This window comes from Mesotoga sp. Brook.08.105.5.1 (genome assembly GCF_002752635.1).
Lineage (GTDB): Bacteria > Thermotogota > Thermotogae > Petrotogales > Kosmotogaceae > Mesotoga.
In genome coordinates this window covers 95,289-121,571 of the sequence record NZ_AYTW01000006.1, presented here as the reverse complement: position 1 = coordinate 121,571, position 26,283 = coordinate 95,289, and the positions used below count along the sequence as shown (strand labels likewise).

Here is a 26,283-nt window from a genome sequence, read left to right as displayed (position 1 = left end):
TCAGGCCCCCTTTGCTGACCCAAAGATCCCCTCGTAGCCATTCTCTTCAACTTCTACTGAAAGCTCCTTACCTCCAGTTATTGCCATCGTTCCATTTACATAGATATGCACATAATCCGGCTCCACATGTTCAAGCAACCTTTTGTAATGTGTGATCAGAATAATCGCGTTCTCCGAGTATCTGAATTCATTGATGGATCGAGCGATGCTCTTGAGTGCATCTATATCCAACCCGGAATCGATTTCGTCAAGGATAGCCAACTTAGGCTTCAAAAAACACATTTGAACTATTTCGGCCTTTTTCTTCTCTCCACCAGAGAAACCTACGTTAAGATACCTATCTATGAGTTCCATCTCCAAACCTATATTATAAGCCAATCTGTCAACTTCCTGACTCATTTTAAGCAAAGGCGTTTTGTTCCCAAAGCTCTGAGAGGCAGCCATGAGAAAACTTCTGAGCTTGACTCCGGATATTTCCTGCGGCTGTTGGAAAGAGAGAAAGATGCCTAGCCTAGCCCTCTCGTCAACAGACAATCTTGATATGTTCTTGTTCATGAACCTCATGGTGCCTTCGGTCACTGTGTATTTTGGGTTGCCCATCAGCACATTTGCAAAGGTGGATTTCCCGCTTCCGTTAGGCCCCATAATGGCATGAATCTCTCCGCTCCTAACGGTTAGGTTCACTCCCTTCAATATCTCTTCATTATTCTCAGCAAGAACAGCGTGAAGATTCCTCACTTCCAGAAGAGTCAAGTCAATCCCTCCAAATCCGTTATTTATTATCTGAATTATAACATATACCGACTATTATAGACGAGATTAAAGAAGAGTACACAAAGTGAGGAAAACAAGTCACAGGATATATAATTAGAGATATCGCGATCTGGGGGTGTCTAATGCTCTATGTGATCTTTGTAGGTGTACTAATGGGTCTAGCCAATCTCATTCCAGGTGTAAGTGGTGGTACAATCGCTCTTCTAGGAGGCATATATGAGCGATTTGTGGATTCAGTCTCATCGCTGACAGCTTTGAGGATCAAGAAGAAGGAGTTCGTATTCCTGATTCAGCTTATCGCGGGCATAGGGATAGGGATCTTCGCTTTCGCAGCTCTAATAGATCTCTCTCTTTCAGTCGTCCCTTCGCTAATGTATGGGATGTTCTCCGGACTCGTTGCTGGAGGAATTCCAGTTGTATTCAGGCGCATTGAAAAAATCGGCGCGACTTCGATTATCTCTTTCGCAGCCGGGGTAGTACTCGTTGTCATAATATCTCTGCTTGGTTCAAGGTCGGTAGAAGGTAGTGTTTCTGATCGCGGTGCTCTTAATCTCGTTTTTGATGTGGTAGCAGGTTTTTTTGGAGCGGCGGCTATGGTCCTTCCCGGACTTAGCGGTGCCTTCATACTTCTACTGCTCGGTGAATACACTAGGGCAATATCTGCTCTCAAGAACCTAGACTTAGTAATCATTGCCTTCATCGGAGTCGGTGTTATTCTTGGCGTGGTCTTCGTAAGCAGACTTCTGAAGTTCTTGATGAAGAGATACCGCTGTGCGACTTTCTCCTTCCTTCTTGGCCTTATGCTAGGCTCAATACCCGATCTACTCTCCAGACCGGGGATCAACTTCAATCTGATACAAATAGCGGTGGGAATTCTCTCGGGACTAGCATTCTCATACCTTATAGTAATACTCGAAAAGAGAAATAGAGTAAGAACCTAGCTATTTGTTGTGATTTATCGCTACTCTCTGAAGATGCTTATCGCTTTCAAGGAGCTCTCCTATTCCCTTGACAACGCAAGTTCTTGGGTCCTCGGAGACTATGGTTTTGATACCGGTCTCCTGAATTATCAAATCCGGTAATCCTCGGATCAAAGAACCACCTCCTGTGAGCACAACGCCTGTATCCATTATGTCGGCAGCGATTTCCGGAGGTGTCTCTTCCAGAATCTGTCTAAGATTAAGAACAATATCCTGCAAGATCTGAGATATCGCCTCATGAATATCGTCAGAAGTGATCCTAATATTACCCGGAAGACCGTTCAGAGCATCTCTTCCTCTTACCTCAAGCTCGTAGCTTTCCAGAGTGGGAAAGGCCTTCCCGATCTTAATTTTGACGTCCTCTGCAGTCGAACTGCCAATAAGAAACTTGTACTTGCGCTTGACAAACTTGATTATCGCGTCGTCCATTGCATCTCCGGCAGTTCTCAGAGAGCGCGAGACTACTATCCCGCCAAGGCTGATTACGGCAATGTCGGAAGTCCCTCCTCCAATATCCACAACCATATTACCCACTGAATCAAATATGTGAAGGCCTGCTCCGATTGCAGCGACCACAGGTTCAAGAACCAGGTAAACTCTGCTTGCTCCTGCAGCCGTTGTGGCTTCGATAACTGCTCTTCTCTCAACACTTGTAACCTTGGCCGGAACACCGACAACAACCGCCGGTCTGGAAAGGGAGAATTTCGTGCGAGTTCGCTTCACAAGTTCCTTGAGAGCCTGTTCTAAAATCTGATAGTCTGCAATAACCCCATCTCGAATTGGCCTTACAGCCTTTATGTCCTTTGGTGTCTTACCGATCATTTCCTTAGCTTCAGAACCAATTGAGATTATCTTTCCCGTCTTCGTTTCAACAGCGATGACCGAAGGCTCATCAATCACTATATCCTTGCCCTTCTGAAAGACCAAGAGAGAAGCGGTTCCCAAATCGATGCCAAGATCACCCTTTTTCATACAAAACCTCCCGCGTTGCAAACATGGTGTGCTCGGTGGGATTTGAACCCACAGTCTCTGGATCCGGAGTCCAGCGCTCTATCCGTTGAGCCACGAGCACTCAATAACCTGCGGACCTTCTGAGTTCAGATCTAACTTCCCATCAAGCTCTTCTCCACAAGCGATTACTATTATATCGTAAGTTGAAAAGTCTATGTCATCAATGAGGTTTACCGGGTTCATTCCTTTTCTCTTGAATGCCAGAAAGATCTGAGGATCTTCGACAAAAACTCCTGGGTCTGTCTCCAGAGAGTCAATACCTTCTATTCGAGCAGATTCTGGTTTGTACAGCAATACCCTGCTATTTGAAGGGATTTCACGAAGATCACGGCAGACGACTCTTCTCTCACGTACCTCCCACCTTCTGGCCGTAATAGAAGACTCATTTCTAAGAATCTGCATTGCACTGAAAACATCCTTTACTTTCGAGAAATCCTGTCCAACTTCTTGAGACATTCTCATCGCCGTCTTTGTAGTTAGAGATTCATCCACCAGAAAGACTGGGCCAGAATAGATGTTCTTCACCTTTTCAGCAAATGAGACTGCTCTCATAGTAGATTCGCTGAATCTGCCAGACATTGAGATTGGTAATCCAATAACAACTATCTCGACTTTCTTCTCCTCTAGTATTCTTGAGAGTGTTTTGCGATAACCTGAGTGATCAATGGTTCTTAGAGGGATTTCTACATCCTCTATCTGTAAAGCAAGGCCGATTCTTGATGTGCCAAAGTCAATGCCAAGTTTTACCATAGAAGGACCTTACCGGGTTTTCGTCACAATGGTTAGTGAGGAGAATCTCAATGTCTGCCTCTTTTAGGAGGCTGACGCTTGCGCAAAGATCTCCAGATGAGATCGCAATTGAAAGCGAGCAACCCAAGAATAAATCTGGTGGAGTAGGGAAGATCTTCGCATTCAAACCTCCGTCCCTAATCAGCGACAGCGCCTTCATAATTTCTTGCCGCGAGACTGTTATCAGAGAATCCAGCACCATGGTGTCAACCAACCTTAAGCACCTCTTCTGCGTTTGTAAGACTCCGAAGCAGTCCTCTTGTCGTCATCGTCGAAAGCTTGGTGGCGAACCATCTGGTCATTCTCTTTTCAGCGACTCCCTCTCTGTAACGCAATGTCTTTTTCACCTCAACTGAGTCGAGTTCCGAGCTCGAACTGCTGTACCAGATTCCTTCGTCAGCACTTACAAGCTTCATCTCCTCCAACATAGAAAGAAAGACCTTCGAGATTCCGTCTTCAAAGCTAAGGGCCTTTCTGATATCCCTCTCAGACGCTGGCAGAACATCCTTAAGGTCCTGATAAACGGCTTCAAGCTCTTCAACTGTCGGAAAAAGCCTGTCCATTTCACCGGTATTAGAAATCAAGTCGGCCTTGTTGAAAGATAGATTCAAGAACAACTCCGAATCTTCACCGGGTCTGGTCGAAACAGAATCAATAATCTCCAGGAAGTTCCTTGGCGCACTGTAGAATACAATATTAGAGTTACCTAAAGTGACACCGAGTCCGTCGCTAGATGGAGTAGTAATCAGGACCCTGATCTTCTGTCTCTCAACAAGTGAGTATATTACCGACCTCTGAAAGTCCTTCAGCAGATAATTGTAGAAAATCAGTTCCCCATTCTGAAGAGCATGGGATAATCTTGATCCCATAGATTTGGCAAGAGTGACCGTCTTATGTGGGGAATCAACAATCACAGCGACATTCTCACCATGACCGACGATCGACATAACCTGCTCGACCTTCTTTCTGGAGCCTCGGTTGTCGATTATGCCCACCCTTTTGATTGGACTTGGCTTATATACGTGAGATATCCTTCTATCCGATAGAAAATCCTTCAAATCATCATAGTAGACACTTCCTGCAAATCCAGATATTCCTAGGACCTTATCGATGTTTGAGAAAAAACCTTCAAGATCCGGATGGTCCTTGAAAATGCCCGAGAGAATATAAGTAGGTTCGTCGAAAATAACCTCTCCGGCTATTTCAGCAATCTCGTCAAACCTTTCAACGAAGAAGGGCAGAGTGGTGAAAACAACGGGTTCATCCAACCTTCCTCTGTACAGAGAGTTGGCAAAGACTGGTTTTATCGAATCCAGATAGTGCTGCAGTGAATAATAGGTATGTGCAAGCGTGCCGTTTATTGCAGACACAACGAAAGTCTTCTTGCCTTGCTGATAGTTTTTAAGTATTTTGAGAGCGAGAAAAGGGTTCTTCAGTCTGATGTTGCCAAACACTCCCCATGGATTCTTGATACTTACTTCCATGAACTCCGGACACTTATGAGAGAGCTTCTTCTCAAGCTCGCTTATCAGAGCGGATACATCAGTTTTTACCTGCGAACCGGGCTGCTGATTCTTCCAATCTCTTATAAACTCAAAAACGAAATTCTTGTCCCTTACTTCCTCTTCAAAGACTGGATCAATGTAAAGCTTTGCATCCGAAAGAGAGAGTTTGACACTCTGCAGTCCATAAAGGTTCTCGCTCTTAATTGAAGCAACCGCATCCACCTTTAGGAGATTTGGCTTCACATATTTGAAGTCATCAAACATTGAACCCATGTTGTAACCTATAGCAAGCGTCTTTCTATCTCCAGAACGTAGAATCAACTTCACGTGATCGCTGCCGCTGCCAAACATCTTCGCTTTCTCTATGTTAAGTCCCTTTATAAGGAATCTCGGTTCGGGATTCGAGTGACCAAAGGGTCTCAAGAGCTCCAGTTTATCAAGAATAGCGGATGTAATAGAATCTATAGAGAGGACATCGTCGATGTCTATCTTGAATACCGGTTGCTTTTTCCCATAAAGTCTTATGTAAGCATCGTTTATTGCCGTTCGGAATTCAGTGATGTTCTCCTTGTCTATGCTGAATCCTGCAGCCATCTCATGCCCGCCAAACTCCCTCAAAAGGTGAGAGACTTCGTTAAGGAGACTGATTATGCTTACACCGGCAGGACTTCTTGCGGAACCCTTACCGTCGGAACCGTTGGTAGATATCAAGAAAACCGGCTTGTTGTGAATTGATACAAGTCTGGAGGCAACAATCCCCAGAACTCCAAGGTGCCAGTTATCGCCGTCAACAACAAGCGCATAGTCATCTTTGAAACTGGACGTGCTGTCGATATCTCTTTCAGTCTGGTCGAAGATCTTCGCCTCTATTGTCTGTCTATTCTGATTGTGCTTCAGAAGCCGGCTAGCAGTGTTCATTGCTGAATCCATGTCTTCACTTATTAATAGTTCGAGGGCAACAATAGCTGAATCCATTCTCCCTGCCGCGTTAAGTTTGGGCGCAATCTTGAAGGCAATATCCTGCGCAGTCAGGTTTTCAGACGGGATTCTAAGATACGACAAAAGTGCCTTCAGTCCAAGAAGCGGGCTGCTCTGGATCTTTGCGGTACCTTGCCTGACTATGTAGCGGTTTTCATCTCTCAAGGGTACAATATCCGCTATAGTACCAAGCGCCACGATATCCAGATATTCCTCCGGATCGATAGGACAGTGTAGAGTCTCATTAAGCGCAACAAGCAATTTGAAAGCTACGCCAACTCCAGCAAGTCCCTTAAAGGGATAGTTGTCGTCAGGTCTTTTGGGATTGACTATGGCGTCGGCTGGCGGAAGAATATCCTTCACCTCGTGATGATCGGTTACGACTACATTGAATCCTATTTCCTTTGCATACTTGATTTCCTCAAACGAAGTGACTCCACAGTCAACGGTAATCAATAGTTTATGGCCCTGTTCTCTAAGATCCTTTATTGCGCCCTTGCTCAAACCGTACCCTTCCTCAAGCCTTAAAGGAATGTAATAACTAACATTGAACCCCATTCTTTTCATTGCAAGATACAGGAGCGCTGTACTGGTTACACCATCGACATCATAATCACCGAAGACAACGATGCTCTCGTTTCTCTCTCTAGTCTCTATTATTGTACGAACTGCAAGCTGCATACCTTCAAGAATGAAGGGATCATGAAGAATCGTCTTATCTGGATTCAGGAACCTCATTGCTTCAACTTCGTCATCAATTCCTCGCGTTACCAGTAATCTTGCCAAAAACACATCGATTCCCATGAATTCGACCAATCTGTTTACGGCCTCATCATCGGGCTTTAGGAGAAGCCACTCCTTTCTCATATAGATCCACCCTCTCTTTTTCTTTTAAAAGATTATAACATCATGCACAATAGCTTGGAGGTGCGTGATACTGGTACCTCAAGAAGGTGTATTGTACAATCTATTTATGAGATTGGATGGCTATGTTTCTAAGTTCTCTGGCTTCAGCAGAAGCCAGAGCAGAAAGATGATAAGAAGTCAAAGAGTAGTCGTTAATGGAAGAGTCGTCGATACCCCGTCTGCAAGTGTTAGCGCGAACGATGAAGTACTTCTGGACGGAAAGCACATAAAAACCTTTGGAATGGTCTACATAGCTCTGAACAAACCTGGAGGTTTTGTCTGCTCAAGAGAGAGAGACGAGGGAGAGAATGTCTTCGACCTGGTAGATGAAGTCTTTTCTGCCGAACTGTCCATTGCCGGAAGGCTTGATAAAGACACAACTGGACTCGTAATACTCTCAAACGACGGCGAGTTCATTCACAACGTGATTTCGCCGAACAAGCTGGTCGAGAAGGAGTATTTCGTAGAGACCGTCAATGAGATTACTTCAGATGAGATCTCACTTCTCTCGCAAGGAGTCTCAATAGGCGATGAAGAGTTTTCTATGCCGGTATCAGTTGAAGAACTAGATTCTTTTCATCTGAGAATTGTACTGACGGAGGGCAGGTATCACGAAGTCAAGAGACTCGTTCTGGCAGTGGGAAACAAGGTGAGAAACCTTCACCGAAACAGGATCGGCGCATATTACCTTCCCGATCGATTGAGCCCCGGAAAGTGGATATACCTATCTGAGACAGACAGAAAAAGAATAACCGGGACTTGAGTCCCGGTTATTCGGGTAACAGGAAAAGACATTAGTCGATTCTTGAAAGGTTGAAGGAGAGATTGTGATCTCCCTTGCCAAAGTATCTATATGTAACCGACACGCGATATCCGTCCAGAACAAGCACTACTTCATAATATCCTGGATCAAGTTCAACTACCCTGTTTGATCTACCATAATCTTTTCCGTTAATGAAGATTCTCGCATTGCTCGGATCAGAGGAAATTGTAATCCTGGCAACCGGCCTTTCTTCAATCAGAGTGATTTTCGTCGATGAACTGGTTCCGGCAGCGAGATTGACATCTTTGCTGTCAGTTATATAGCCAGACTTCTCTACTCTGATCGTATGCCTCCCCGCATCAAGATCAACGGATAGCGGAGATCTGCCCACATAAACGTTATCTACAAAAACTGATGCATTTGTCGGCTCTGTTTCTATTGTCAGTCTGGCCTTCTTTGCATAAAGAGTGGCACTTACTTGTCTATCACCAGCAAGTGTTACGTTAGTAGAGAAATCTTCATAGCCATCTGCGGTTACTCTGACGGCGTAAGATCCCTCCCTCAAGGTAAGAGTAAGCGGAGTTCTGCCTTGATATGTTCCGTTTATGTAGACAAGGGCGTTCGAAGGTGAACTCGTTACGCTCAATCTGTACTCTTTCACTTGAGGAGTCAAGGTAATGGATTTCGAAATCGAGCGATCAAGAATGAAGTTTTCAGTGTATGTCTCGTATCCCGATCTCTCAATTCTCAAGTTCTTTGTTCCGCCTTCCAGAGTCACATTCAACGGGGATCTACCAATGTAAGCGTTATTCACATAAATATCTGCCCCTGAAGGACTCGTTATTACCGACAGTTGATAATTCTGAACCATAGAAGTCAGAGTGATAGACTTGGAAATATTACGATTCAGGACAAAAGTCTCTGTGTATGTCTGATATCCAGCCTTAGAAACGCTGATACTCTTCGTGCCTTCTTCCAAGGTGACATTCAGGGGTGTTCTTCCTACAAGCCTGCCATCAATATGCACAGTTGCATCGCTTGGGTTTGTGACAAGAGAGAATTGATACTCTTTTGCTAACTTCTGCAAATCAAGTCTTACATCCAGCGTTCTCCCACTTTCGATAGTGAACTGTCTGGTTTCGGTCCTGTAACCGTTCATGTATGCTGTGACCATGTGGTTCCCCACATCTAGGTCTATGTTAATGGGACTCCTGCCGACCATCTTTCCGTCAACATATACGGTTGCATTTGACGGAGTTGTGGTTATCCTCGCTCGTCCTGTGCTGGGCATCACATCCAGATAGAACCAGGCAGTGGAAACGGCATACTCCTGCTTATCAATAACAGGTATTACTTTTGAAACTACGAAGTCCTCCGCCCCTGAACTGGCCTTGGGGAAGATATCTCCTGCCTCAGCTCTCACCATCAAATCGTCAAGAAATCCAAGGTAAGACGTCGATGCAACAATCTGAAAGATCTCCTTTCCTCCACCTGTCTCACTCGTCAACTGAAGACGGTATCTCGTCGTAGCGTTCTCCGTTGGAAGAGTGTAGGTCACTCCAGCCTTGACGAAATTGCTGCGATCATAACCATTAGGGAATATCAGCTGGATTTCTCCATTTGGTGTGATATCGTATATCGCTATATATGCATCTTTATTGACTTTGAAGTAAGTCTTAACCTCTTCGCCTGAATAGTAAAGAGAACCGTTATCTCTGTCAAGCCAAATGGAAACCTCCAGCCCCCCCTGCGGCTTCTCCGGTACAATAATTACCTTCTGCATGTCATAAGTTACAATCCCAAATAGTGATACTGCCAAGAAAAAACTGAGAATAACCAGTATTGTTTTCTTCATAGATTATCCCTCCCATCATCAGATGCTAATTAGACTTGTCTTCATCAGACTCGTTCAACAAGTTGTTAGCGATGTCCCTTGATCTATTATACTTTTTGATGATCGCGATTATTAGAAGTGAAAGCACTGTACCGAAGATTAAACCATACGCACTTCTCAGCAGGCCTGTCCACAGAGGAACAGTAGCGTGGCAGAAGGTATTAACTATAGATACAGTTACAAGTGATCCACCTGCAGCAATTATCGGTCCGAGTTTCCCTTTGAGATCAAAAGAGAAGTGAATCATCACTGCCAGAAGCGGATATGCGAGCAATTCCTTGAAACGCGGACGGACTATGAGGACGTTGTCAAGATAGTCTCGCATTGTTCTTTCCACATCAAGCACAAAAGAGAAGTTCCCGCTTCTAAGGATGTAATAGACGGCTACCAGCCCCGCAAGAAGAACGACAAGTATATCTCCCCTAGAAACCTTTTTCGAAACGCTTCTACCAAAACCAGTGACAAAAAGCCAGAAGGGGAGGGCTACCAATGAGATCTTCACGCCTCTGAAGAGCTCCAGTCCATTCTGATAGGAGGCACCTACCATCGAGGCGTTGATTGCTATTCCGAGGAAGATCGAGAAGGAAAAGAAAAGAAGGAGACCCTTGATCACCCCGGTTTTCAAGGAAGAAACCCTCCGATATATGGCAAACTCACCGAAGACAGCGGCCGCGGGAAGACCAACAGTTGGAAACAACACGAATAACGCTGTAACAACAGCTGCAAGCAAAGGACTGACAGATAACAGGAGAACAAACACAAACAGGGATGCCAGCAAGGCGAACCTGGATGAACCAGTCCTTGGAGAAACTACTTCGGTCGAAACTAATCCCATTCCGTCGAGTATTCCATAAACTTGGGATACCAGCTCATCATAGTCAAAATCATTGTCGGGAGTCAAAAAGAGAAGTGCATCAATGCTCCTTTCCCTGACAGCTCTAAGGTACCTGGTCACTGCCTTGTCAACATCATAGTTTGGATACTCTTTCTTCTTCAGATTGTGCACTCGAAACACCAGAGATTTGTTCTCCCTTGCCCTCAGCACATCTAGGACATAATGGCCTCTTTCGTCAAACTCCATGTATCCCGTGTATGCGAAGTGATTGTCAAGAATCGATGCAAGCTCCGAGACTGTGTAAGGGGAGACTCCAGTAAGGATCATCGGGATCTGCAGAGCCAATATCTCCTCCAGCCTATGCCAGTCGTCTCTCAGATCCACCAGAATAACCGAAGACTCCAAATTCGAGACGTTCTCCAGATCTTCCACGTAAATCAGCTGCTTTGAAGGGACTGCGTCTACCGCCTTCTCTGTAATTACCACAGCATCGTTGTAGTTGAAATCCAGGGAAACTCTCCAGGGAATGTAGAACAAAGACAGAAGCAATCCGGAAATGAAGGCAACAACGACTATACCGTTGCCGAGTCTTAGTGCGCTCTTCTGTTTTTCGTTTCTTCGTCTTCTCTGAGACTTTCTAGGTCTAACGGGAACTTCCGCCAATACTTGTCTCTCCTCCCAATCAGAAGATAAAGAAATAATACTACACCGATGAGAAATGGAGAATACGGAAGCAAGAAGATAAGTCTCCACTTTAGAATCATAGACTCTAGACTCGATCCAAAAACCTTCGAAAAGGCTGCACTCATATCCCCTTCTTCTAAGAACTCTTCTGCGACGATCGTCAGATCAATATATGAATGCCTCTCCAGAATGTATCCAGCGAAGCTCGAAACAGCTCCATAGAAAACAGATTGGTCATCCTTATTAGGGTACCTTCTGTCAAACTCTGTGAAATCATAGAAGGCAACTCTGAGTATCGGAATTCTCGTCCTCGAATGAAGACTCTGAAAGCCTTCCGCCATTAATTCATGGTACCATACAGGAATCTCATTAGGAGTGAAGCCGATGCTCCTAAGGTACTCAAAGAAATAGACATGTGCGAGTTCATGTCTTGCGACTCCGGATCTATAGGAAGTCGTGTAAAGAAAGATCTGGTAGATTCCATTATCATCAATTGCTGCTGGCTGCTCATGGCCTTCGCCTTTGAGAATCGTAAGACTATACTTGACCGAAAAGCCGTATATCTGTGAGAGTTCAGCGTTTGCTTCTTCAATCTCTCTCCTGATCTCCACTTGACTGAATGTGTAGATCGAAATGAGAATGACCGTCAAAAGCAGAAGAGCTGACTTCATTTGAGTTTGACCAACACCTTCTCAAGGTCGTCGGGAAGTCCCGAAAGAATCTCGATCGTCTTTCCACCTTCCCAAATAAAGGAGAGTCTCGAACAGTGCAAGAAGTATCTTCTGAGCCCGGTCTCTTTCTTGAACTCCCTGTTGAACAATCTGTCTCCATAGACATCGTCCCCAACAACTGGATACCCGGCTTCGCTCAGCTGACGACGTATCTGGTGCTTCTTCCCTGTGTGAAGATCTATCCACAATAGTGAAACCGAGGCAAAACTCTTTTCAATTCTGAACGTCAATGACTCAGTGTGTTTCTCTCTCTCGGAAACAAGTCTTCCTTTAGCTTCCGGCACTCCTTTCACAAGCGTCTGGTAACCCTTTTCCATTCCTCGCAGCCTAAACAGTGATGACAACTCTCTAGCCGACTCTGGAGATTTGGCGAAGACTATTACTCCTGAGGTATGCTTATCGAGCCGGTGGACGGGCCGCGGCAAGAAACCTCTTGCCTCTCCATATGCCATGAGTCCTTCGACCAACGTTACAATCTGGATGCCTTTTCCGGGATGAACGGATATCCCCGCCGGTTTGTCGACCGCGATTATTGAATCGTCTTCGAATAGTATCTTAAGGGGAATCTCGTGAGGAATCAGTTCACGCGATTCTCTAAGACGCTTCAGTCTTGAAGGATCTCCAGAAAAACCTACTCGAACTAAATCTCCTATCTCAAGCCTGAAGGAGCCATCCTTGACTTTCTTCTCATTGACTTTCACATTTCCCTTTCTCAGCAACTTGTAGATAGATGACAACTTCAGGTCTGAGAGCTCCCTTCTCAAGAACCTGTCCAATCTCTCATAGAAGTTTTCTTTTGATACTCTGAATTCTCTATCTATCGATACCACTCCACTCAACATTAAGGGGGCCTTAAGCCCCCTTGAAAGACTCAGTCTTCAACTCCCAGACCTTTGCTGATACTTTCCACAATATCTCCTACCGTAGAGATGCTCTCAATCTGCTCATCTTCGACCTTAAAATCGAATTCATCTTCAAATGCCATCACCAGGTCGACCAGATCAAGAGAATCGGCACCGAGATCCTCTGTCAAACTGGAATCCATAGCGATTTCATCTTCTTCGACTCCAAGTTTCTCGGAAATTATGTTCTTCACTCTGTCGAAAACTTCATCGGCCGTCAAAGGATTTCCTCCCTTCGAATTCTGAAAATCGGAACAATTATATTAACCGAGAGCTTCAAAGTCAAACGGGTCTCGATTCCCAAAAGCATTCATTATTATATAATAATTTGAATGGCTTTACTTTCGGAGGTTTTCTATGAATATATTCGAAGTGATGAAAGAAGAGGTAACTGAACGAATCAAAACGACTCCAAAGGCGGCACTAATTCTCGGATCCGGCCTTGGCTATCTGACGGAACACTTCTCCGAACCAATAGCAATAGAGTATTCTGAAATTCCGGGATTTCCTCAAACAACCGTTGAAGGTCATTCTGGAAGATTGGTCTTCGGATACTTTCATGGTCTTCCCGTTGTAGCAATGGAGGGACGATTTCACTACTACGAGGGTCATAACATCAGAGATGTCACTTCTCCGGTGTATTTGTTCAAGGAGCTCGGAATAGAACATCTGCTGATTACGAATGCTGCGGGGGGCATAAATAGAAGCTTCTCTCCAGGAGATATCGTTGCAGTGACTGATGTAGTGAATTTCGGCTTTCGAAATCCTCTCAGGGGAGTCAATTACGAGCAATATGGCGTGAGATTTCCAGATATGTCGGAAATCGTAGACAGTCGCTGGCTGACGGACTTGAAAAACCGTCTTCAAAACACGGGGATAGAATTGAAGGAGGGAACTTATTGTTGGGCTCTTGGTCCAAATTATGAGACTCCGGCAGAGATAAGGGCCTTTGAGTTTTTCGGAGCAGATCTCGTTGGAATGTCGACAGTTCCAGAAGTAATCGCTGCCAGGCACTGCGGTATCAAGCTTCTTGTTCTATCCTGCGTTACGAATCTGGCATCGGGAATCCTGAAGGAGAAACTCTCCCATGCCGATGTTGTTAGCACGGCCAGAAGAATCAGACCAAAGTTCAGTTCTATAGTTCGATACGCCATCGAATCATTGTTGGAGAGCAAATGATGATCAGAAAAGCAAGCAGTGTTGTCTCATGTATTCAAAAAGCTGAAACCATCCTTGTAGCTGGCCACATAATGCCCGACGGAGACTGCATTTCTTCCGTGGTCTCGCTTTCGGTGGGTATTGAAAGATTCGGGAAGAAAGCCACACCCGCAATTGATTGGAAAATTCCACCGAACTTCAAAGTCTTTCCCTGGATAGAAAGGATCAAAGGTTTTGACGAGGAGATTCCTAAGCCAGACTTGATTATCGTGGTTGACGCATCATCACCGGACAGAATCGGAAGGTTTGAAAACTTCCTCGGAATGGGAGTTCCTTCGATAGTGATCGATCACCATGCAACAAACACATACTTCGCAAACGAATGCTGGGTAGACCCTTCATACTCGTCGACAGCTCAAATGATTCTCGATCTTCTGAGGCTTATGGATATTGAATATGACAGGGATCTTGCGTTGATGAATTACTTAGGGATTGCAACAGACACGGGATTCTTCAGATACTCAAACGTTGACAGCTCGGTGTTTCAAGCTGCTGCTGAGCTTGTTAGTTTGGGAGCCGATCCCGATTTCGTGGCAACAGCGATTCTCGAGACCCGAAAGATTGAGGAGCTATTTCTTGAAAGAGATGCTATTGATAACATCACGCTGCTTTCAAACAACAGATTTGCTTACTCATATCTGACATTGGCTGATTTTGAAAAGTATTCACTTACAGACGATGATTTCACGGGTTTCGTTGGAGAATTGAGATCAATAGAGAGCGTAGAAGTAGCTCTTTTTGCTTCAGAAGCCCGTTCAGGCGAGGCACACGTTTCACTTAGATCGAAGAAATACTTCGATGTCAGTGAGATTGCCGTTGCATTTGGCGGTGGAGGTCACCAGAAAGCTTCCGGCTTCACCCTCAAATACGAAGGTGACCTTAAGAGCGCGCTTTCCGAAGCAGTTCAAATGATTGACTCTCGACTGCAAAATGAAAGGACTTAAGCAATCAGCCTCGCTAGTAGCTGAATGAACTGCGTTATCGGCCACATTACTAGCTGTATTATGCCCATAAGTGAAAGCACTAGAAGTGTAAGTATTCCGTAGAGTTCATATTTCACCAGCCAATTGACCTGGTTCTCCGGAACAATCATTGTAACAATGTTTGCTCCGTCAAGAGGCGGAATTGGAATTAGGTTGAACAAGGCTGTATTGAGATCAATTACCATCATCCAGTACACTACATCGGCGATGTAGCTCAATGGAAATGAATTGGCGGCTTCCGGCATAAACGTGGAGTACTGGTGGAGACCCGAAAGGTAGAAAACTAGACCGGCAATAAGACCGATCGAAAAATTGGCAATAGAACCAGAAATCGCTGTGAGTATACCCTTGAAATATCCGGCTTTTCTCAGCTTCCAGTAGTTCACAGGGAAAGGTCGAGACCAGCCGAATTTGAAGAAGTAGTACATGAGCAGACCTACAGGGTCTATCCTTTTTATGAATCCGGGTCCTCCCCATTCGGGTTTCACCGCGTCGAATCTCTTCGCGGTTATGAAACGAAAATACTCGTGAGAGATTATGGCCACCGCTATGGCAGGGGTGAGGCTGAAGAAGTTCCTCATCATCTCAAGCATCATTATTCTCCCTTCCAGAGAGAACTACGGTTATCTCCCCTTTTGGCTGGATCGCCTTGAATCTCTCAACTACGTCAGAAAGACTGCCGAAATAACTCTCTTGAAAGAGTTTAGTCATCTCTCTCCCAACGAAGACCTCCCTATCGCCAACTATCTCAAGAAGCTCTCCTAAGGTATCTAGGAGCCGAAATGGAGACTCGAAGAAGACGATGACGCCGTCTCCATAAAGACCCTGAGCAATCTTCCTGAAAACCCTTCTGCGATTCTTGCCTCTTGGCAGAAACCCAAGAAAAGTGAAGTGAGTCCCCGGAAAGCCGCTTATCGCGAGTCCACATGAAACAGCACATGGGCCGGGCGCAACATCCACTTCGAAGCCTCTCTCACGACAAGTTTTGACGACATGAGCTCCCGGGTCCGAGATCACAGGCATACCGGCATCACTTGAAAGCGCTATTTGCTCTCCCTTGCTCAGACGATCAATTATTAACGGAACTCTTTCGTCCTGATTATGCATGTTCAGAGACAGAACAACCTTCTTATCTATTCCCATAGAAGAAAGCAAAGACCTCATCCTTCTAGTGTCTTCGGCGAGAATCAGGTCTGCCTCTTCCAGAATTTTCTTTCCTCTTATGGTCATATCCTCTAGATTTCCTATAGGTGTTCCCACAATCCAAAGCTTCCCTTTTTCAGCAGTCACTTTGAACCTCCCAAAGGAGACTTTGAAGCCATTCCGCACCTTCTCGGAAACCCATCTGGGGTCTCTCTCTTCTTTGCATAGACTATCATGAACCGGATAGATCCGTCTGATAGACAGTACTCCTTCTCCTGCAACAGGCCAAGACCTAGTTTCTCTTCAGCAACGCGTGAGAATACCCTCTCCTCACACCATCCCGGTCCTTTGTAAAGATATACGATGCCTCCGGTTTTCACAAGAGGAGTTGCCAGTTCCAAAGAAGTATCGCATCTGGCGACAGCTCTCATGAACGCTGCATCGAACTTCTCTCTTTCTTCCAGCGCCAATTCCTCCGCTCTTGCTGTTTTCACAACGACGTTCTTCAGTTCCAGCTCATGGGCAAATCTCTCGATCTCCTTTGTCTTCTTCGCAATAGAGTCTACCAATACCCATTCCGCTTCTGGAAAGGCAATTGCCAAGACAAGACCGGGAATCCCGCCGCCACTTCCAATATCCACGAAGCGACCCCTAAATGTTGAATCGCAGAATGGTTTTAGAGAATCCTCCACGTGTACAATCATAGCGCTCTCGAAGTCTCTAACAGACGTAAGGTTGTGTTGAGAAGATGTTATTAGCTCCAGAAGCCTTGTTAGTTTGATGCGACTAGGCGGGTCGATCTGCTCATTCAGGAAACACATGTGCTATTCCTTTTCTATGCAAGCGTAAGCCTCGTGATTATGAATTGATTCCTGGCTTATTACTTCGATTCTATACCAATCGATGCGGTCATCTTCTTGCAGAAACAGAACTACCTCCCGAGAAAGGTCTTCAACAAATCGGGGGTTATCGAAAGAGTGCTCGGTAATGTATTTCTCGTCTTCTCTCTTGAGAAGAGAGAAGATCGGAGCGCTCGCAGATTTCTCGACATACTCGATTATCTCTTCTATCCATACGAGGGAGTTCATTCGAACGGAAACGAACACCTCGGCTCTCTGATTGTGAGCTCCTCTATCGCTGATTTCTTTAGAACAGGGACAGACAGTCATCACCGGAACCTTAACTCCGAGCACAAAATCGAACTCTCCATCCTTCGTTGTGGAAAACGAACAGCCAAACGAGCTGAAACTCTCACTGCCGCTTATAGGAGCCTTCTTTCTTATGAAGTATGGAAATTGCACCTTGATGTGCGCAACATCTGCCCTAAGTGAATCTCTAATGTCGTTCAGAATCGATTCCATGTTTTTCGGCGTGATTTTCTTGTGATGTCTTTCAAGAACCTCAACGAATCTCGACATATGTGTGCCTCGAAAATCCGTCGGAAGATCCACAAAGAGATCGAAATTGCCTACCGTATGCTGTGTTCCAAATTCCCTATCCAAAACCACGATGGGATATTCAATTGACTTTATCCCGACCATGTTGATTCTGATGTTTCTCTTGTCCCTCTCATTCTGTACGTCTCTCAAGATCAACACCCCTTGAATCTGCTCTTTCGAAGAGGTATAATCAGCTAAGTGGAGGCGTATCCTAATTGGCTAAGGAGCCGGTCTTGAAAATCGGTGGGGTTGACGCCCCTTGTGGGTTCGAGTCCCACCGCCTCCGCCAGAACCGGGGATTCCCCGGTTATTTTCTTAATGGCCCAAAATCAGATAATGGCCATATTGTGAGCATAGGACTCCCAATTATAGCTTCCTCTGGCACAAAACCGAAATACCTGCTGTCAAAGCTGTTGGTAGAGTTATCCCCCATCATGAATCTAAACCCTTCCGGAACAATAACCTTTACCTCTCCCGTTGCAGGATCTTGCTGAATATACTTTTCCAGACCGAGCGGTTGCAACACCGTATCGTAGAACTCCGCGTACTCAATAAGCCCCTTGTATGCCTGATACAATCTGTAATATGGCGAAAACCTCACCGAAGGGTCATCCGGGTGAGCCAACCCAAAGAAGAACATCGGATCATAAAAGACCCCTTCCCTGACATATCGCCTTTCCTCCAGCGAAGGAGGAATGTCTCCATTAACGTACAACTGGTAAACTGGATTAGCAGCAGTATAGTCTGGAGCCCTCTTGAGTTCAAGAACATCACCGGGCTTTCCAACCAACCGCTTCACGTATTTCACGTGGCCCCTATATTCTGCGGGTGCGAAGAAATCCATAAACTTGTCGAAGGCCCTGAGATACTTCTGAGACTCGATGTCTACGTAAGGTGTCCAGAATACGACGATATCTCCGTAATCAGGCTGTCTGTATTCGTATGTGATCTTCTCCACAAATAACCTGGCGGGAGGATTTATGGTAGGTATCATAGAACCCGTCGGAACTAGCATAGTCTCAAAAACAAACAGACGAATTATCGTTCCAAAGACAACCGCGTAAAGAATCGCCTTTCCCCACTCCTTCACTTCGTGGAGAAAGCGCGATCCCTTTTTGTCAGAGGCCTTTTCCGACTTCTTAGCAGACACTAGGCCTCAGTCCCTTTTCTCTTTTATCTTTACCTTACCCTGCACGTCTCTAATGTAGTAGATCTTCGCTCTCCTAACTTTTCCTCTTCTCAGAACCTCAATCTTTTCAAGAGAAGGACTTGTAAATGGGAAAATCCTTTCTACGCCAACTCCTGCAGCCCCCACTCTTCTAACAGTAAACGACTTGCCCGTTCCACTGCCCCTGATGCCCATAACAATACCTTCAAAGGCCTGTATCCTTTCCTTGTTCCCTTCTCTTATTCTTACGCTTACCCGTACAGTATCGCCCGGGCCAATCTGTGGAAGATCTTCTCTCAAATGTTCGTTTTCCAGAGATCTTATGTACTGATCCATCTTAATCCCTCCTAACTTCTACTGTATCCTCGTGAATTAATCTGTCTAATATTATCGCAACCGCCGCCCTGACCGAGAGATGATTGAAATCCGAATCTGCTCTCAGCGGCTCAAGCGAATAGTCGCAAGTCTTCTCAATTTCTTTGGGCAAGCCCCAACTTGTTCCAAAAAGAAGAAGATGAGGTTTCTCACTTGATATGATAACCTTCCTCATTTCCTCATAAGTTAGTCTGTCTGTTCCCTTCTTGGCCGAAGTGAATATAAGAACCGGTTTCTTACCCTCAATCCTATCGATTTCTTCAATAACGTCTTCGATGTACGACGCCCTCTTAACAACAGTAAGGGCCTCACTTCTACTAGGATTGTACTCTCTTCCGAACTCCTCAAGCCAGTAATTAAGAACATTATCTACTATTTCTCTCTGCGCGGGAAGATTGCTCACTACGAAGTAGCCTTTGATGTTGTACGTTCTGCATGTTCGGGCAATATCGTGCACATCGAGATTAGTAACCGCGCTGGAAACGATATTTCCATGCCTACCCAAAACTGGGTAGTGAATTAGAGCAAGGTATATGTTATTCAGCATCTCTTTTCAGCTCCTTGAAGAGCGCAAGCAAGGCCTTCTTATCCGTCAAATCGAAATCATGCTTCAAAAAGACATCCGGTCTTCTCTCCATAGTCCTCTTCAAACTCTCGATCCTTCTGTAAATCTCTATCATCTCATGATTCCCGCTAAGGAGCTCGTCGGGCACCTTCATACCGTTCAGTTCTCTCGGTCTTGTGTAATGAGGATGATCAAGGAGTTCAGAGAAGAATGAATCGTTTATCACCGACTCCATATCCCCCACCACACCGGGCACAAATCTTGAGATAGCCTCTATCATGAGCATTGCAGGAACTTCTCCACCGCTAAGTACGAAGTCTCCCACCGAAAGCTCTTCGTCAACTACATTCATAACTCTTTCGTCTATTCCCTCATATCGACCACAGATGAAGGCAATACTTTCTAACCTACTTAGTTCCTGAGCCTTGTTATTGTCAAAGGCCTTACCCTGAGGAGATGCATAGATTACGTAGGGTTTGGTTCCTTCGTCGGACAGACTCTCAACTGCTTTCAGAATTGGTTCGGCCTTCATTACTAGACCGCTTCCCCCTCCAAAAGGGTAGTCGTCGGTGGTCCTGTGACGATCCTCCGTGAAATCTCTTATATCGACGGCTCTAAAGAATATAATCTCTCTTTCTATTGCTCGAGATATGACTCCCCAGCTGAAAACCGTTTCAAAGAGCCGTGGAAAGATCGTCAAGACGTAGATTCTCATCCAGACTTAACCTCTTCAAATTCCATAGTCTTCGCTACTATAGCCTTCCCATCTAGATTCAACTCGACAATGTAATCCTTTATTAGAGGTATCAGCTCTTCCTTCACGGTTAAGTCCTTCTGATCTCGAACAACAACCATAACATCGTTTGCGCCGGTGTCGATGATGTCGTTCACCATACCAATAAGTCGACCTTTTTCATCGTAGACACTGCAACCAAGAATCTGGAAGTAGTAATACTCTCCCTCTCCAAGTTCAGGCAAGGCCTGCCTTTCAATATATATGTGGAAGCCCACAAACCTCTCTGCCTGAACCATCGAGTCAACACCGTCAAAGTGAACAATCCATCCCTTTGGTGCTTTCCTGACTCCGTCTAGAGATACTCTAAGGAGAGATCCCGTTTTCTCGTTGTACAGTAAGACATCCTCGATACCTCTGAACACTTCTTCGTCTTCTAGAGAAATCTTGGCCTTCATCTCGCCCCGAAGACCGTGTGGCTTGACTATCCTTCCCACAGGGATCATGTCCTCAGAAAGGCCACCTCTCAAATCGCTCATCGAACCACCTTTAGGATGAAACTCTCCTTCGACGAGCCTGCGAGAGCATTGAGAAGAACATTCACTGACTTTATGGTTCTGCCATCTTTCCCGATTATCTGGCCGACATCTTCTTCTGCAGCACTTATTTCAAAGACCGTGTTTCCGTTTTCGTCAGTTGTCTGATCTACTGCAATCTGATCAGGGTTTCTAACTATTCCCTTCAGAATATGTTCAAGCACTTCCTTCATTACTCCGTTTTCTCTCCTGACTCTTTTACGAATTTGAGTTCATGAACCTTCTTCATAACTCCAAACTTTGCGAGAATAGATCTCGCGGTTTCCGTTGGTTGCGCACCCTTCATAATCCATTCTACGGCCTTGTCGACATCAACACTCATAATTCCCGGATCCCTGATGGGATCATAGAAACCTAGAGAGTCAATATATGCTCCGTCTCTACGTTTCTGAGAATCTACCACGACAAGCCTGTAAAACGGCCTGTTTCTTCTACCCATTCTTGTTAGCCTTATTCTTACCATTCTTTGCGTACACCTCCTGATTCTTTACTATCTAAAATGGAAATCCTTTCATACTTTTGAACAGCTTTCCCTTCTTTCCGAACTGCTTCATCATGCTTCTCATCTGATCATATGACTTCAAGAGCTTGTTCACATCCTGGATAGTCGTACCGCTGCCTCTTGCAACCCTTTGTTTTCTTGAGTAGTTCAGAAGCTTGGGGTTTCTCCTCTCTTTCGAGGTCATTGAGCTTATAATCGCTTCCGTTCGCTTCATGCTTTTCTCGCTTCCCGCAAGATCCACATCTTTGGGTGCTCCGGGAATCATTTCCATGATGTCTGCTATGGAACCCAGCTTCTTCACTTCCTTAAGCTGGTTTAGAAAGTCCTCAAGATCGAACTTGTTCTTGAGAAACTTCTCTTCCATCTCTTTTGCCTTTTCCTCGTCTATGTTCGACTGCAGTTTATCTATTAGTGATAGTACGTCTCCCATGCCAAGTATTCGACCGGTCACTCTGTCTGGATAGAAAGTCTCAATCCCATCGGGCTTCTCGGAAATCCCTATGAACTTGACCGGTCTGCCCGTCACATGCCGTATCGATAGAATCACTCCGCCTCTGGCATCTCCATCTAGCTTCGTCACAACGAACCCCGACAGCTCAAGCGCTTCATTAAATGCCTTTGCAGAATTCACTGCATCCTGACCAGTCATCGCGTCAACAACCATTAGGATCTCGTCGGGCTTGACCGTGGCAACGATCTCTCTGAGTTCACTCATCATTGTTTCATCTATATGAAGCCGTCCGGCCGTATCTAGAATTACCACATCGTTAATATTCTTTACTGCCTGCTGAACCGCTTCCTTAGCAATTCTCACCGGATTCTTTCTTTCGCCGGTGAAAACGGGCAAATCTATCTGCTTTCCGAGCTGAATAAGCTGATCAATAGCAGCCGGTCTGTAAACATCTGCTGCAACAAGGAGAGGTTTCTTGCCTTCCTTTCTCAGTAGAGCACCGAGCTTGGCAGTAGTCGTCGTCTTTCCGCTGCCCTGAAGACCTACCATCATGATTATGGCAGGCTGACTAGAAAGCCTCAACGGAACCGACTTCTCACCAAGCATCTTGATCAGCTCATCCCTAACGATCTTTATGAACTGTTGATCCGGTGTGAAAGACTTCAGCACCTCTTCGCCAAGAGCCTTTTCTGTTACCCCTCCTATAAACTCTTTGACAACCTTGTAGTTAACATCGGCTTCTAGGAGCGATAGCTTAACTTGCTTAACGGCGTCTTCTATATTCTTTTCCGAGATCCTTCCTTTTCCACTCAGCAGCTTAAATGCTCTGCCGAGTTTGTCCTGGAGATTCTCAAACATCTAAACACCTCCGCAGCCTGAAAAGTATACAACGGGCCGGCGCAAGAATGTTGAACTTATCTGAACAACAACTGCGATTATCATCTACTTATATTAATTTTTAATTACCACTCTAATATCAATATACTTAATTCACCTATGTACTTGCGAATAATTTCTTAAGCAATACTATCATTCACCAAATGGCGAAGAGGCTAAACATTATTCTAAAGAAGATTATGGCATCGAAGCGGCGCGTGCTATCTAGTCAGATGAATTAAGTTCTCTGTAACAATCCCTGCAGACGGCTATATATTTCTCCATTCCACCCACATCTATCTCACTATCTATCGAACCCGAAATCCTGTGCGTAACGGTTGCATTGTACTCGCCACACCTGTGGCATACGGCCTTCTTTTTGACGACTTCATCTGCAGCCGCCATCAAACTTGCAGTGACGGTAAAAGGCCTGTGTTTGAAACTGAGATCTAGCCCCACACAGAAGACATCAATCCCGCTAAATACTATCTCTTCCACTACCTCTAGCAGACTTTGATCGAAAAAGTTAGTCTCATCTATGAAAATCGCGTCGAGCTTCTCCTTTTCCAGTGAAACGATTTCTCGGATTTTTGAAGAGTCTTCCACGTTAATGGCCTCTGCCATCTGTCCCGAGTGACTAACCACATGATTAGAGGAGTATCTGTTATCAATTATCGGCTTGAAAACCTTTATTCTCTTTCTTCCAAGTGTATATATCTCTATCATGGATAGAAGTGTCGAAGTCTTCCCGGAATACATTGGTCCCGCAACAACTGTTAGTTTCCCAGACATATGCTCAACCCCTTATAGAGTTATCAATGACAGCTCTCTTATGAAGCACGAACTGCTCTAGCGTTCGTTCCTGATAGCAGAACTCGCTGCTGATCTCAACGGCCTCTCTTATGGCGCCATCGATGGCCCTTCCAGCAAGAATCATGATCGACAAGATCGCTCCAAACAAATCCCCGCTGCCGAAACGACTCTCACCGATTCTACGGGGTTTGTAATCATGTCCCCCGTAAGAGGCTCCTTTTGAGGATGCCTTAGTAATCACTCTCCTGTCTTTCTTGTCAAAGGCCATATAATCATTGGCGAGAATAAGATCGTACAACGAAAGTCCCCCGTTCCCCCTATATTCGTGCCCAGGAGAAGGATCGAGCACCTTCAAACGTGACTTAATGGCGCTCGCCGTCGCAGCAGCCGACTGGCCTATCTCTAGAGTACTGTAAATGAGATCAAACTCCTCTTTTAGCAAAATGCCGATCAGCTCTTCTTCAATACCGACTATCGACGGCTTTTCCACGGCGAGAACTTCATTCTTCCTAAAAAGAAACTTTCCTCTTGAACACTCTGATCTAATTGGGATAGAATTGAACTCCCATTGGCTCGATTCACCAGGGCCAAAACAGCTCAGAAAAAGGACATCAACACCTAACAAGGAAAGGCAGTTTGCCACATTGAAGCCCGATCCTCCAGTAGCCTGGATTATTCTGGCATTGTGGCCACTGCCTGAGACCTCAATATCCTCTAGATATCCGCCGACAACAAGAGCCCGTGCCCTACTTCGTTCTGTAGAGTCTGTCACCTGCATCTCCTAATCCAGGAATGATATAGGCATGATCATTCAGTTTTTCATCAAGAGCTGCGGTAAAGACCTTCACATCCGGATGATTCTTCTGTATGAAACTAACTCCTTCGGGAGCTGCAATCAAACACATCAAAGAGATCTGTTTCCCTCCTGCTTTCTTGACCAGTTTAAGGGCCCAAGATGACGAAACACCCGTTGCCAGCATTGGATCCAGCACAAATATCTGAGTCGTTTCGTCGATCTTTGGCAGTTTTGAGTAATACTCAACGGGTTGAATCGTGTCGGGATCTCTGTATATGCCAATATAACCGACTGATGCGTTAGGCATTAGGGAGAGAACGCCCTCAACCATGCCCAATCCAGCTCTAAGAATCGGAACAACAGTCACCTTCTTATCTTCGATACTTTGACCGATCATCTTCACGAGTGGAGTAGTTATCTCTTTCTCAAAAGTTGGAATATGCCTTGTAGCCTCATAAGTAAGTAACAGAGTGATCTCTTTCAGGAGTTCCCTAAACTCCTTTGGACCGGTTTGATCATCTCTCATTATTCCTAGCTTGTGCTGAATGAGCGGATGGTTAACTATCGTGAGCTGATCAAACACCTGCATCACTCCTGTGAACAAGATCCGGGTAGAGCGGGAATTTCTCAGCCAAAGCCTTGACCTCTTCACTTATCTCTCTCACCTTTGTCTGAGATATCTCTCCCTTATCTCCTTCTATGCTCTTAAGGACTCTGATTATCAAGTCCGCAATAATTGGCATTTCCTTCTCAGTCATTCCCCTTGTAGTAACCGCAGGGGTTCCAATTCTTATGCCACTGGTTACGAAAGGAGATCTTGTCTCCCTAGGTATTGTGTTCTTATTAACCGTAATGTCAGCCTTTTCAAGTGCTTTCTCGGCAGACTTACCGGTGACATTTATTGGAGTCAAATCTACCAGGAAGAGATGTGTATCCGTCCCTCCCGAGACTATCCTTAGACCTTTCTCTACAAGAGACTTCGCCAAATAACGAGTATTCTCGACAATACTCTGCTGATAGACTTTGAATTCATCTCTGAGAGCCTCTCCAAATGATACTGCTTTCGAGGCGATTACGTGCATCAGTGGACCGCCCTGAGTTCCCGGGAACACCATCTTGTCAACCGCTTTGGCGATTTCTTCACTATTGGTAAGTATCATTCCACCCCGAGGTCCTCTCAATGTCTTGTGAGTAGTAGTGGTTACTATATGGGCGAAATCAAGCGGGTTGGGATGAATTCCTGCCGCTACCAAGCCGGCAAAATGCGCCATGTCAACCATCAGCACTGCACCGACTTCATCGGCGATCTCCCTGAACTTCTTGAAATCGATTATTCTAGAATAAGCACTCCCGCCAGCCACAATTACTGAAGGCTTCGACTCGAGGGCAATTCTTCTGACTTCTTTGTAATCGATTACCTCACTCTCCTCATCAACTCCATAAGCGACAACGTTGAAAAGCTTTCCAGAAAAGTTTACCGCTGATCCGTGGGTGAGGTGGCCCCCGTGACTAAGAGACATTCCCATTATAGTATCGCCCGGTTTGGCAATAGCCAGATAGGCAGCCATGTTTGCCTGGGAGCCCGAGTGAGGCTGAACGTTTGAAAACCCCGCATCGAAGAGCTTTTTGGCTCTCTCTCGTGCAAGCTCCTCGACCTCGTCGACAAAAACACAGCCTCCGTAGTATCTTTTGGACGGGTAACCTTCCGCATATTTGTTTGTCATCACTGATCCCATCGCCTCCATGACGGCTTTAGAGACGAAATTCTCAGAAGCGATCAGTTCGAGCCCATTTCTTTGTCTATCAAGCTCTTTGACCATAATATCGAATACTTGTCTATCGGTTCTCTCCAAAGATTCCCACATGCAAAAAA

The 26,283-nt window shown here is 45.3% G+C and carries 29 protein-coding genes and 2 tRNA genes; 5 read left to right on the top strand and 26 right to left on the bottom strand.

Going from position 1 to position 26,283, the window contains the following annotated elements:
- Nucleotides 1–753 carry a Fe-S cluster assembly ATPase SufC gene (sufC, locus tag V512_RS03745; RefSeq protein WP_099829119.1) on the bottom strand — a complete coding sequence of 251 codons (753 nt, stop codon included), beginning with the start codon at nucleotides 751–753 and terminating at the stop codon, nucleotides 1–3.
- 143 nt (nucleotides 754–896) lie between these two features.
- Between sufC and V512_RS03740 the strand changes: the two genes are divergently transcribed.
- The gene (locus tag V512_RS03740) at nucleotides 897–1,715 is read left to right on the top strand and encodes a DUF368 domain-containing protein (RefSeq protein WP_099829118.1); all 819 of its coding nucleotides are present in this window, start codon (nucleotides 897–899) and stop codon (nucleotides 1,713–1,715) included.
- Here V512_RS03740 and V512_RS03735 read toward each other — a convergent pair whose 3' ends face one another.
- From V512_RS03735 to recJ, 4 genes are all read right to left on the bottom strand, one after another.
- Nucleotides 1,716–2,726 carry a rod shape-determining protein gene (locus V512_RS03735; RefSeq protein ID WP_099829117.1) on the bottom strand — a complete coding sequence of 337 codons (1,011 nt, stop codon included), beginning with the start codon at nucleotides 2,724–2,726 and terminating at the stop codon, nucleotides 1,716–1,718.
- A 24-nt stretch (nucleotides 2,727–2,750) separates the two neighbouring features.
- Nucleotides 2,751–2,826: transfer RNA gene (locus V512_RS03730), tRNA-Arg, on the bottom strand.
- Nucleotides 2,805–3,515: a Holliday junction resolvase RuvX gene (gene ruvX / locus V512_RS03725; RefSeq protein WP_099829116.1), complete on the bottom strand. Its 711-nt coding sequence runs from the start codon at nucleotides 3,513–3,515 to the stop codon at nucleotides 2,805–2,807. Before ruvX ends, V512_RS03730 begins: the two co-directional genes overlap by 22 nt.
- A 245-nt stretch (nucleotides 3,516–3,760) precedes the next feature.
- A complete protein-coding gene (recJ, locus tag V512_RS03715) occupies nucleotides 3,761–6,904 on the bottom strand; it encodes a single-stranded-DNA-specific exonuclease RecJ (RefSeq protein WP_099829114.1) in 3,144 nt (1,047 codons plus the stop codon).
- Between the two features lie 64 nt (nucleotides 6,905–6,968).
- Here recJ and V512_RS03710 point away from each other — a divergent pair, with 64 nt between their 5' ends.
- The gene (locus V512_RS03710) at nucleotides 6,969–7,706 is read left to right on the top strand and encodes a pseudouridine synthase (RefSeq protein ID WP_243392242.1); all 738 of its coding nucleotides are present in this window, start codon (nucleotides 6,969–6,971) and stop codon (nucleotides 7,704–7,706) included.
- A 31-nt stretch (nucleotides 7,707–7,737) separates the two neighbouring features.
- On the opposite strand, the gene V512_RS03705 is transcribed toward V512_RS03710, so the two are convergent.
- The 5 genes from V512_RS03705 to acpP are packed head-to-tail and all read right to left on the bottom strand — an operon-like array spanning nucleotide 7,738 to nucleotide 12,973.
- On the bottom strand, nucleotides 7,738–9,561 hold the full coding sequence (locus V512_RS03705; protein WP_099829113.1) for a PEGA domain-containing protein: 1,824 nt from the start codon (nucleotides 9,559–9,561) through the stop codon (nucleotides 7,738–7,740).
- 25 nt (nucleotides 9,562–9,586) lie between these two features.
- A complete protein-coding gene (locus V512_RS03700) occupies nucleotides 9,587–11,098 on the bottom strand; it encodes a DUF5693 family protein (protein WP_243392241.1) in 1,512 nt (503 codons plus the stop codon).
- Nucleotides 11,026–11,790 (bottom strand): hypothetical protein, encoded by a 765-nt coding sequence (locus tag V512_RS03695; protein WP_099829112.1) that lies wholly within the window; start codon nucleotides 11,788–11,790, stop codon nucleotides 11,026–11,028. The genes V512_RS03700 and V512_RS03695 overlap by 73 nt, the downstream gene beginning before the upstream one ends.
- On the bottom strand, nucleotides 11,787–12,692 hold the full coding sequence (locus V512_RS03690; protein ID WP_102818924.1) for an RluA family pseudouridine synthase: 906 nt from the start codon (nucleotides 12,690–12,692) through the stop codon (nucleotides 11,787–11,789). The genes V512_RS03695 and V512_RS03690 overlap by 4 nt, the downstream gene beginning before the upstream one ends.
- Before the next feature lie 29 nt (nucleotides 12,693–12,721).
- Nucleotides 12,722–12,973 carry an acyl carrier protein gene (gene acpP, locus V512_RS03685; protein WP_099829110.1) on the bottom strand — a complete coding sequence of 84 codons (252 nt, stop codon included), beginning with the start codon at nucleotides 12,971–12,973 and terminating at the stop codon, nucleotides 12,722–12,724.
- Between the two features lie 136 nt (nucleotides 12,974–13,109).
- Between acpP and V512_RS03680 the strand changes: the two genes are divergently transcribed.
- Together V512_RS03680 and V512_RS03675 are read left to right on the top strand one after the other, a co-directional pair.
- Entirely contained in the window at nucleotides 13,110–13,931 is an 822-nt protein-coding gene (locus tag V512_RS03680; RefSeq protein WP_099829109.1) for a purine-nucleoside phosphorylase, read from the top strand.
- Nucleotides 13,931–14,914, top strand: a complete 984-nt coding sequence (locus V512_RS03675) for a bifunctional oligoribonuclease/PAP phosphatase NrnA (protein WP_099829108.1) — start codon at nucleotides 13,931–13,933, stop codon at nucleotides 14,912–14,914. Before V512_RS03680 ends, V512_RS03675 begins: the two co-directional genes overlap by 1 nt.
- Here V512_RS03675 and V512_RS03670 read toward each other — a convergent pair.
- From V512_RS03670 to folE2, 4 genes are read right to left on the bottom strand one after another with little or no spacing between them, the layout of a single operon-like run.
- A complete protein-coding gene (locus tag V512_RS03670) occupies nucleotides 14,911–15,549 on the bottom strand; it encodes a site-2 protease family protein (RefSeq protein WP_243392240.1) in 639 nt (212 codons plus the stop codon). The two genes, V512_RS03675 and V512_RS03670, sit on opposite strands and share 4 nt — an antisense overlap.
- Nucleotides 15,539–16,243: a 16S rRNA (cytidine(1402)-2'-O)-methyltransferase gene (rsmI, locus tag V512_RS03665; RefSeq protein ID WP_099829107.1), complete on the bottom strand. Its 705-nt coding sequence runs from the start codon at nucleotides 16,241–16,243 to the stop codon at nucleotides 15,539–15,541. The genes V512_RS03670 and rsmI overlap by 11 nt, the downstream gene beginning before the upstream one ends.
- On the bottom strand, nucleotides 16,240–16,917 hold the full coding sequence (gene rsmG / locus V512_RS03660; RefSeq protein WP_099829106.1) for a 16S rRNA (guanine(527)-N(7))-methyltransferase RsmG: 678 nt from the start codon (nucleotides 16,915–16,917) through the stop codon (nucleotides 16,240–16,242). The genes rsmI and rsmG overlap by 4 nt, the downstream gene beginning before the upstream one ends.
- 3 nt (nucleotides 16,918–16,920) lie before the next feature.
- Nucleotides 16,921–17,685 carry a GTP cyclohydrolase FolE2 gene (folE2, locus tag V512_RS03655; RefSeq protein ID WP_347708250.1) on the bottom strand — a complete coding sequence of 255 codons (765 nt, stop codon included), beginning with the start codon at nucleotides 17,683–17,685 and terminating at the stop codon, nucleotides 16,921–16,923.
- A 50-nt stretch (nucleotides 17,686–17,735) separates the two neighbouring features.
- Here folE2 and V512_RS03650 point away from each other — a divergent pair.
- A tRNA-Ser gene (locus tag V512_RS03650) sits at nucleotides 17,736–17,824 on the top strand.
- A gap of 18 nt (nucleotides 17,825–17,842) precedes the next feature.
- Here the strand turns inward: V512_RS03650 and lepB are convergent.
- The 12 genes from lepB to glyA form a co-directional block, all read right to left on the bottom strand.
- Nucleotides 17,843–18,685 (bottom strand): signal peptidase I, encoded by an 843-nt coding sequence (gene lepB, locus V512_RS03645; RefSeq protein ID WP_099829104.1) that lies wholly within the window; start codon nucleotides 18,683–18,685, stop codon nucleotides 17,843–17,845.
- Nucleotides 18,686–18,691: 6 nt separating this feature from the next.
- On the bottom strand, nucleotides 18,692–19,039 hold the full coding sequence (gene rplS / locus V512_RS03640) for a 50S ribosomal protein L19 (RefSeq protein WP_099829103.1): 348 nt from the start codon (nucleotides 19,037–19,039) through the stop codon (nucleotides 18,692–18,694).
- Nucleotide 19,040: 1 nt separating this feature from the next.
- Nucleotides 19,041–19,625, bottom strand: a complete 585-nt coding sequence (locus V512_RS03635; protein WP_099829102.1) for an RNA methyltransferase — start codon at nucleotides 19,623–19,625, stop codon at nucleotides 19,041–19,043.
- Nucleotides 19,615–20,358 carry a tRNA (guanosine(37)-N1)-methyltransferase TrmD gene (trmD, locus tag V512_RS03630; RefSeq protein WP_099829101.1) on the bottom strand — a complete coding sequence of 248 codons (744 nt, stop codon included), beginning with the start codon at nucleotides 20,356–20,358 and terminating at the stop codon, nucleotides 19,615–19,617. The genes V512_RS03635 and trmD overlap by 11 nt, the downstream gene beginning before the upstream one ends.
- A complete protein-coding gene (rimM, locus tag V512_RS03625) occupies nucleotides 20,355–20,915 on the bottom strand; it encodes a ribosome maturation factor RimM (RefSeq protein WP_099829100.1) in 561 nt (186 codons plus the stop codon). The genes trmD and rimM overlap by 4 nt, the downstream gene beginning before the upstream one ends.
- A complete protein-coding gene (locus V512_RS03620) occupies nucleotides 20,912–21,145 on the bottom strand; it encodes a KH domain-containing protein (RefSeq protein ID WP_099829099.1) in 234 nt (77 codons plus the stop codon). Before V512_RS03620 ends, rimM begins: the two co-directional genes overlap by 4 nt.
- Nucleotides 21,145–21,435, bottom strand: coding sequence for a 30S ribosomal protein S16 (rpsP, locus tag V512_RS03615; protein WP_099829098.1), 291 nt, complete (start codon nucleotides 21,433–21,435; stop codon nucleotides 21,145–21,147). The genes V512_RS03620 and rpsP overlap by 1 nt, the downstream gene beginning before the upstream one ends.
- Before the next feature lie 31 nt (nucleotides 21,436–21,466).
- Entirely contained in the window at nucleotides 21,467–22,783 is a 1,317-nt protein-coding gene (gene ffh, locus V512_RS03610; protein ID WP_099829097.1) for a signal recognition particle protein, read from the bottom strand.
- Between the two features lie 243 nt (nucleotides 22,784–23,026).
- Nucleotides 23,027–23,593, bottom strand: coding sequence for a thymidine kinase (locus V512_RS03605; RefSeq protein ID WP_099829096.1), 567 nt, complete (start codon nucleotides 23,591–23,593; stop codon nucleotides 23,027–23,029).
- 4 nt (nucleotides 23,594–23,597) lie between these two features.
- Nucleotides 23,598–24,392, bottom strand: a complete 795-nt coding sequence (locus V512_RS03600; RefSeq protein ID WP_099829095.1) for a carbohydrate kinase — start codon at nucleotides 24,390–24,392, stop codon at nucleotides 23,598–23,600.
- Nucleotides 24,361–24,999 carry a uracil phosphoribosyltransferase gene (gene upp, locus V512_RS03595; protein ID WP_165775336.1) on the bottom strand — a complete coding sequence of 213 codons (639 nt, stop codon included), beginning with the start codon at nucleotides 24,997–24,999 and terminating at the stop codon, nucleotides 24,361–24,363. Before upp ends, V512_RS03600 begins: the two co-directional genes overlap by 32 nt.
- Nucleotides 24,986–26,275 carry a serine hydroxymethyltransferase gene (gene glyA / locus V512_RS03590; RefSeq protein ID WP_099829093.1) on the bottom strand — a complete coding sequence of 430 codons (1,290 nt, stop codon included), beginning with the start codon at nucleotides 26,273–26,275 and terminating at the stop codon, nucleotides 24,986–24,988. The genes upp and glyA overlap by 14 nt, the downstream gene beginning before the upstream one ends.
- Between the last annotated feature and the right edge of the window lie 8 nt (nucleotides 26,276–26,283).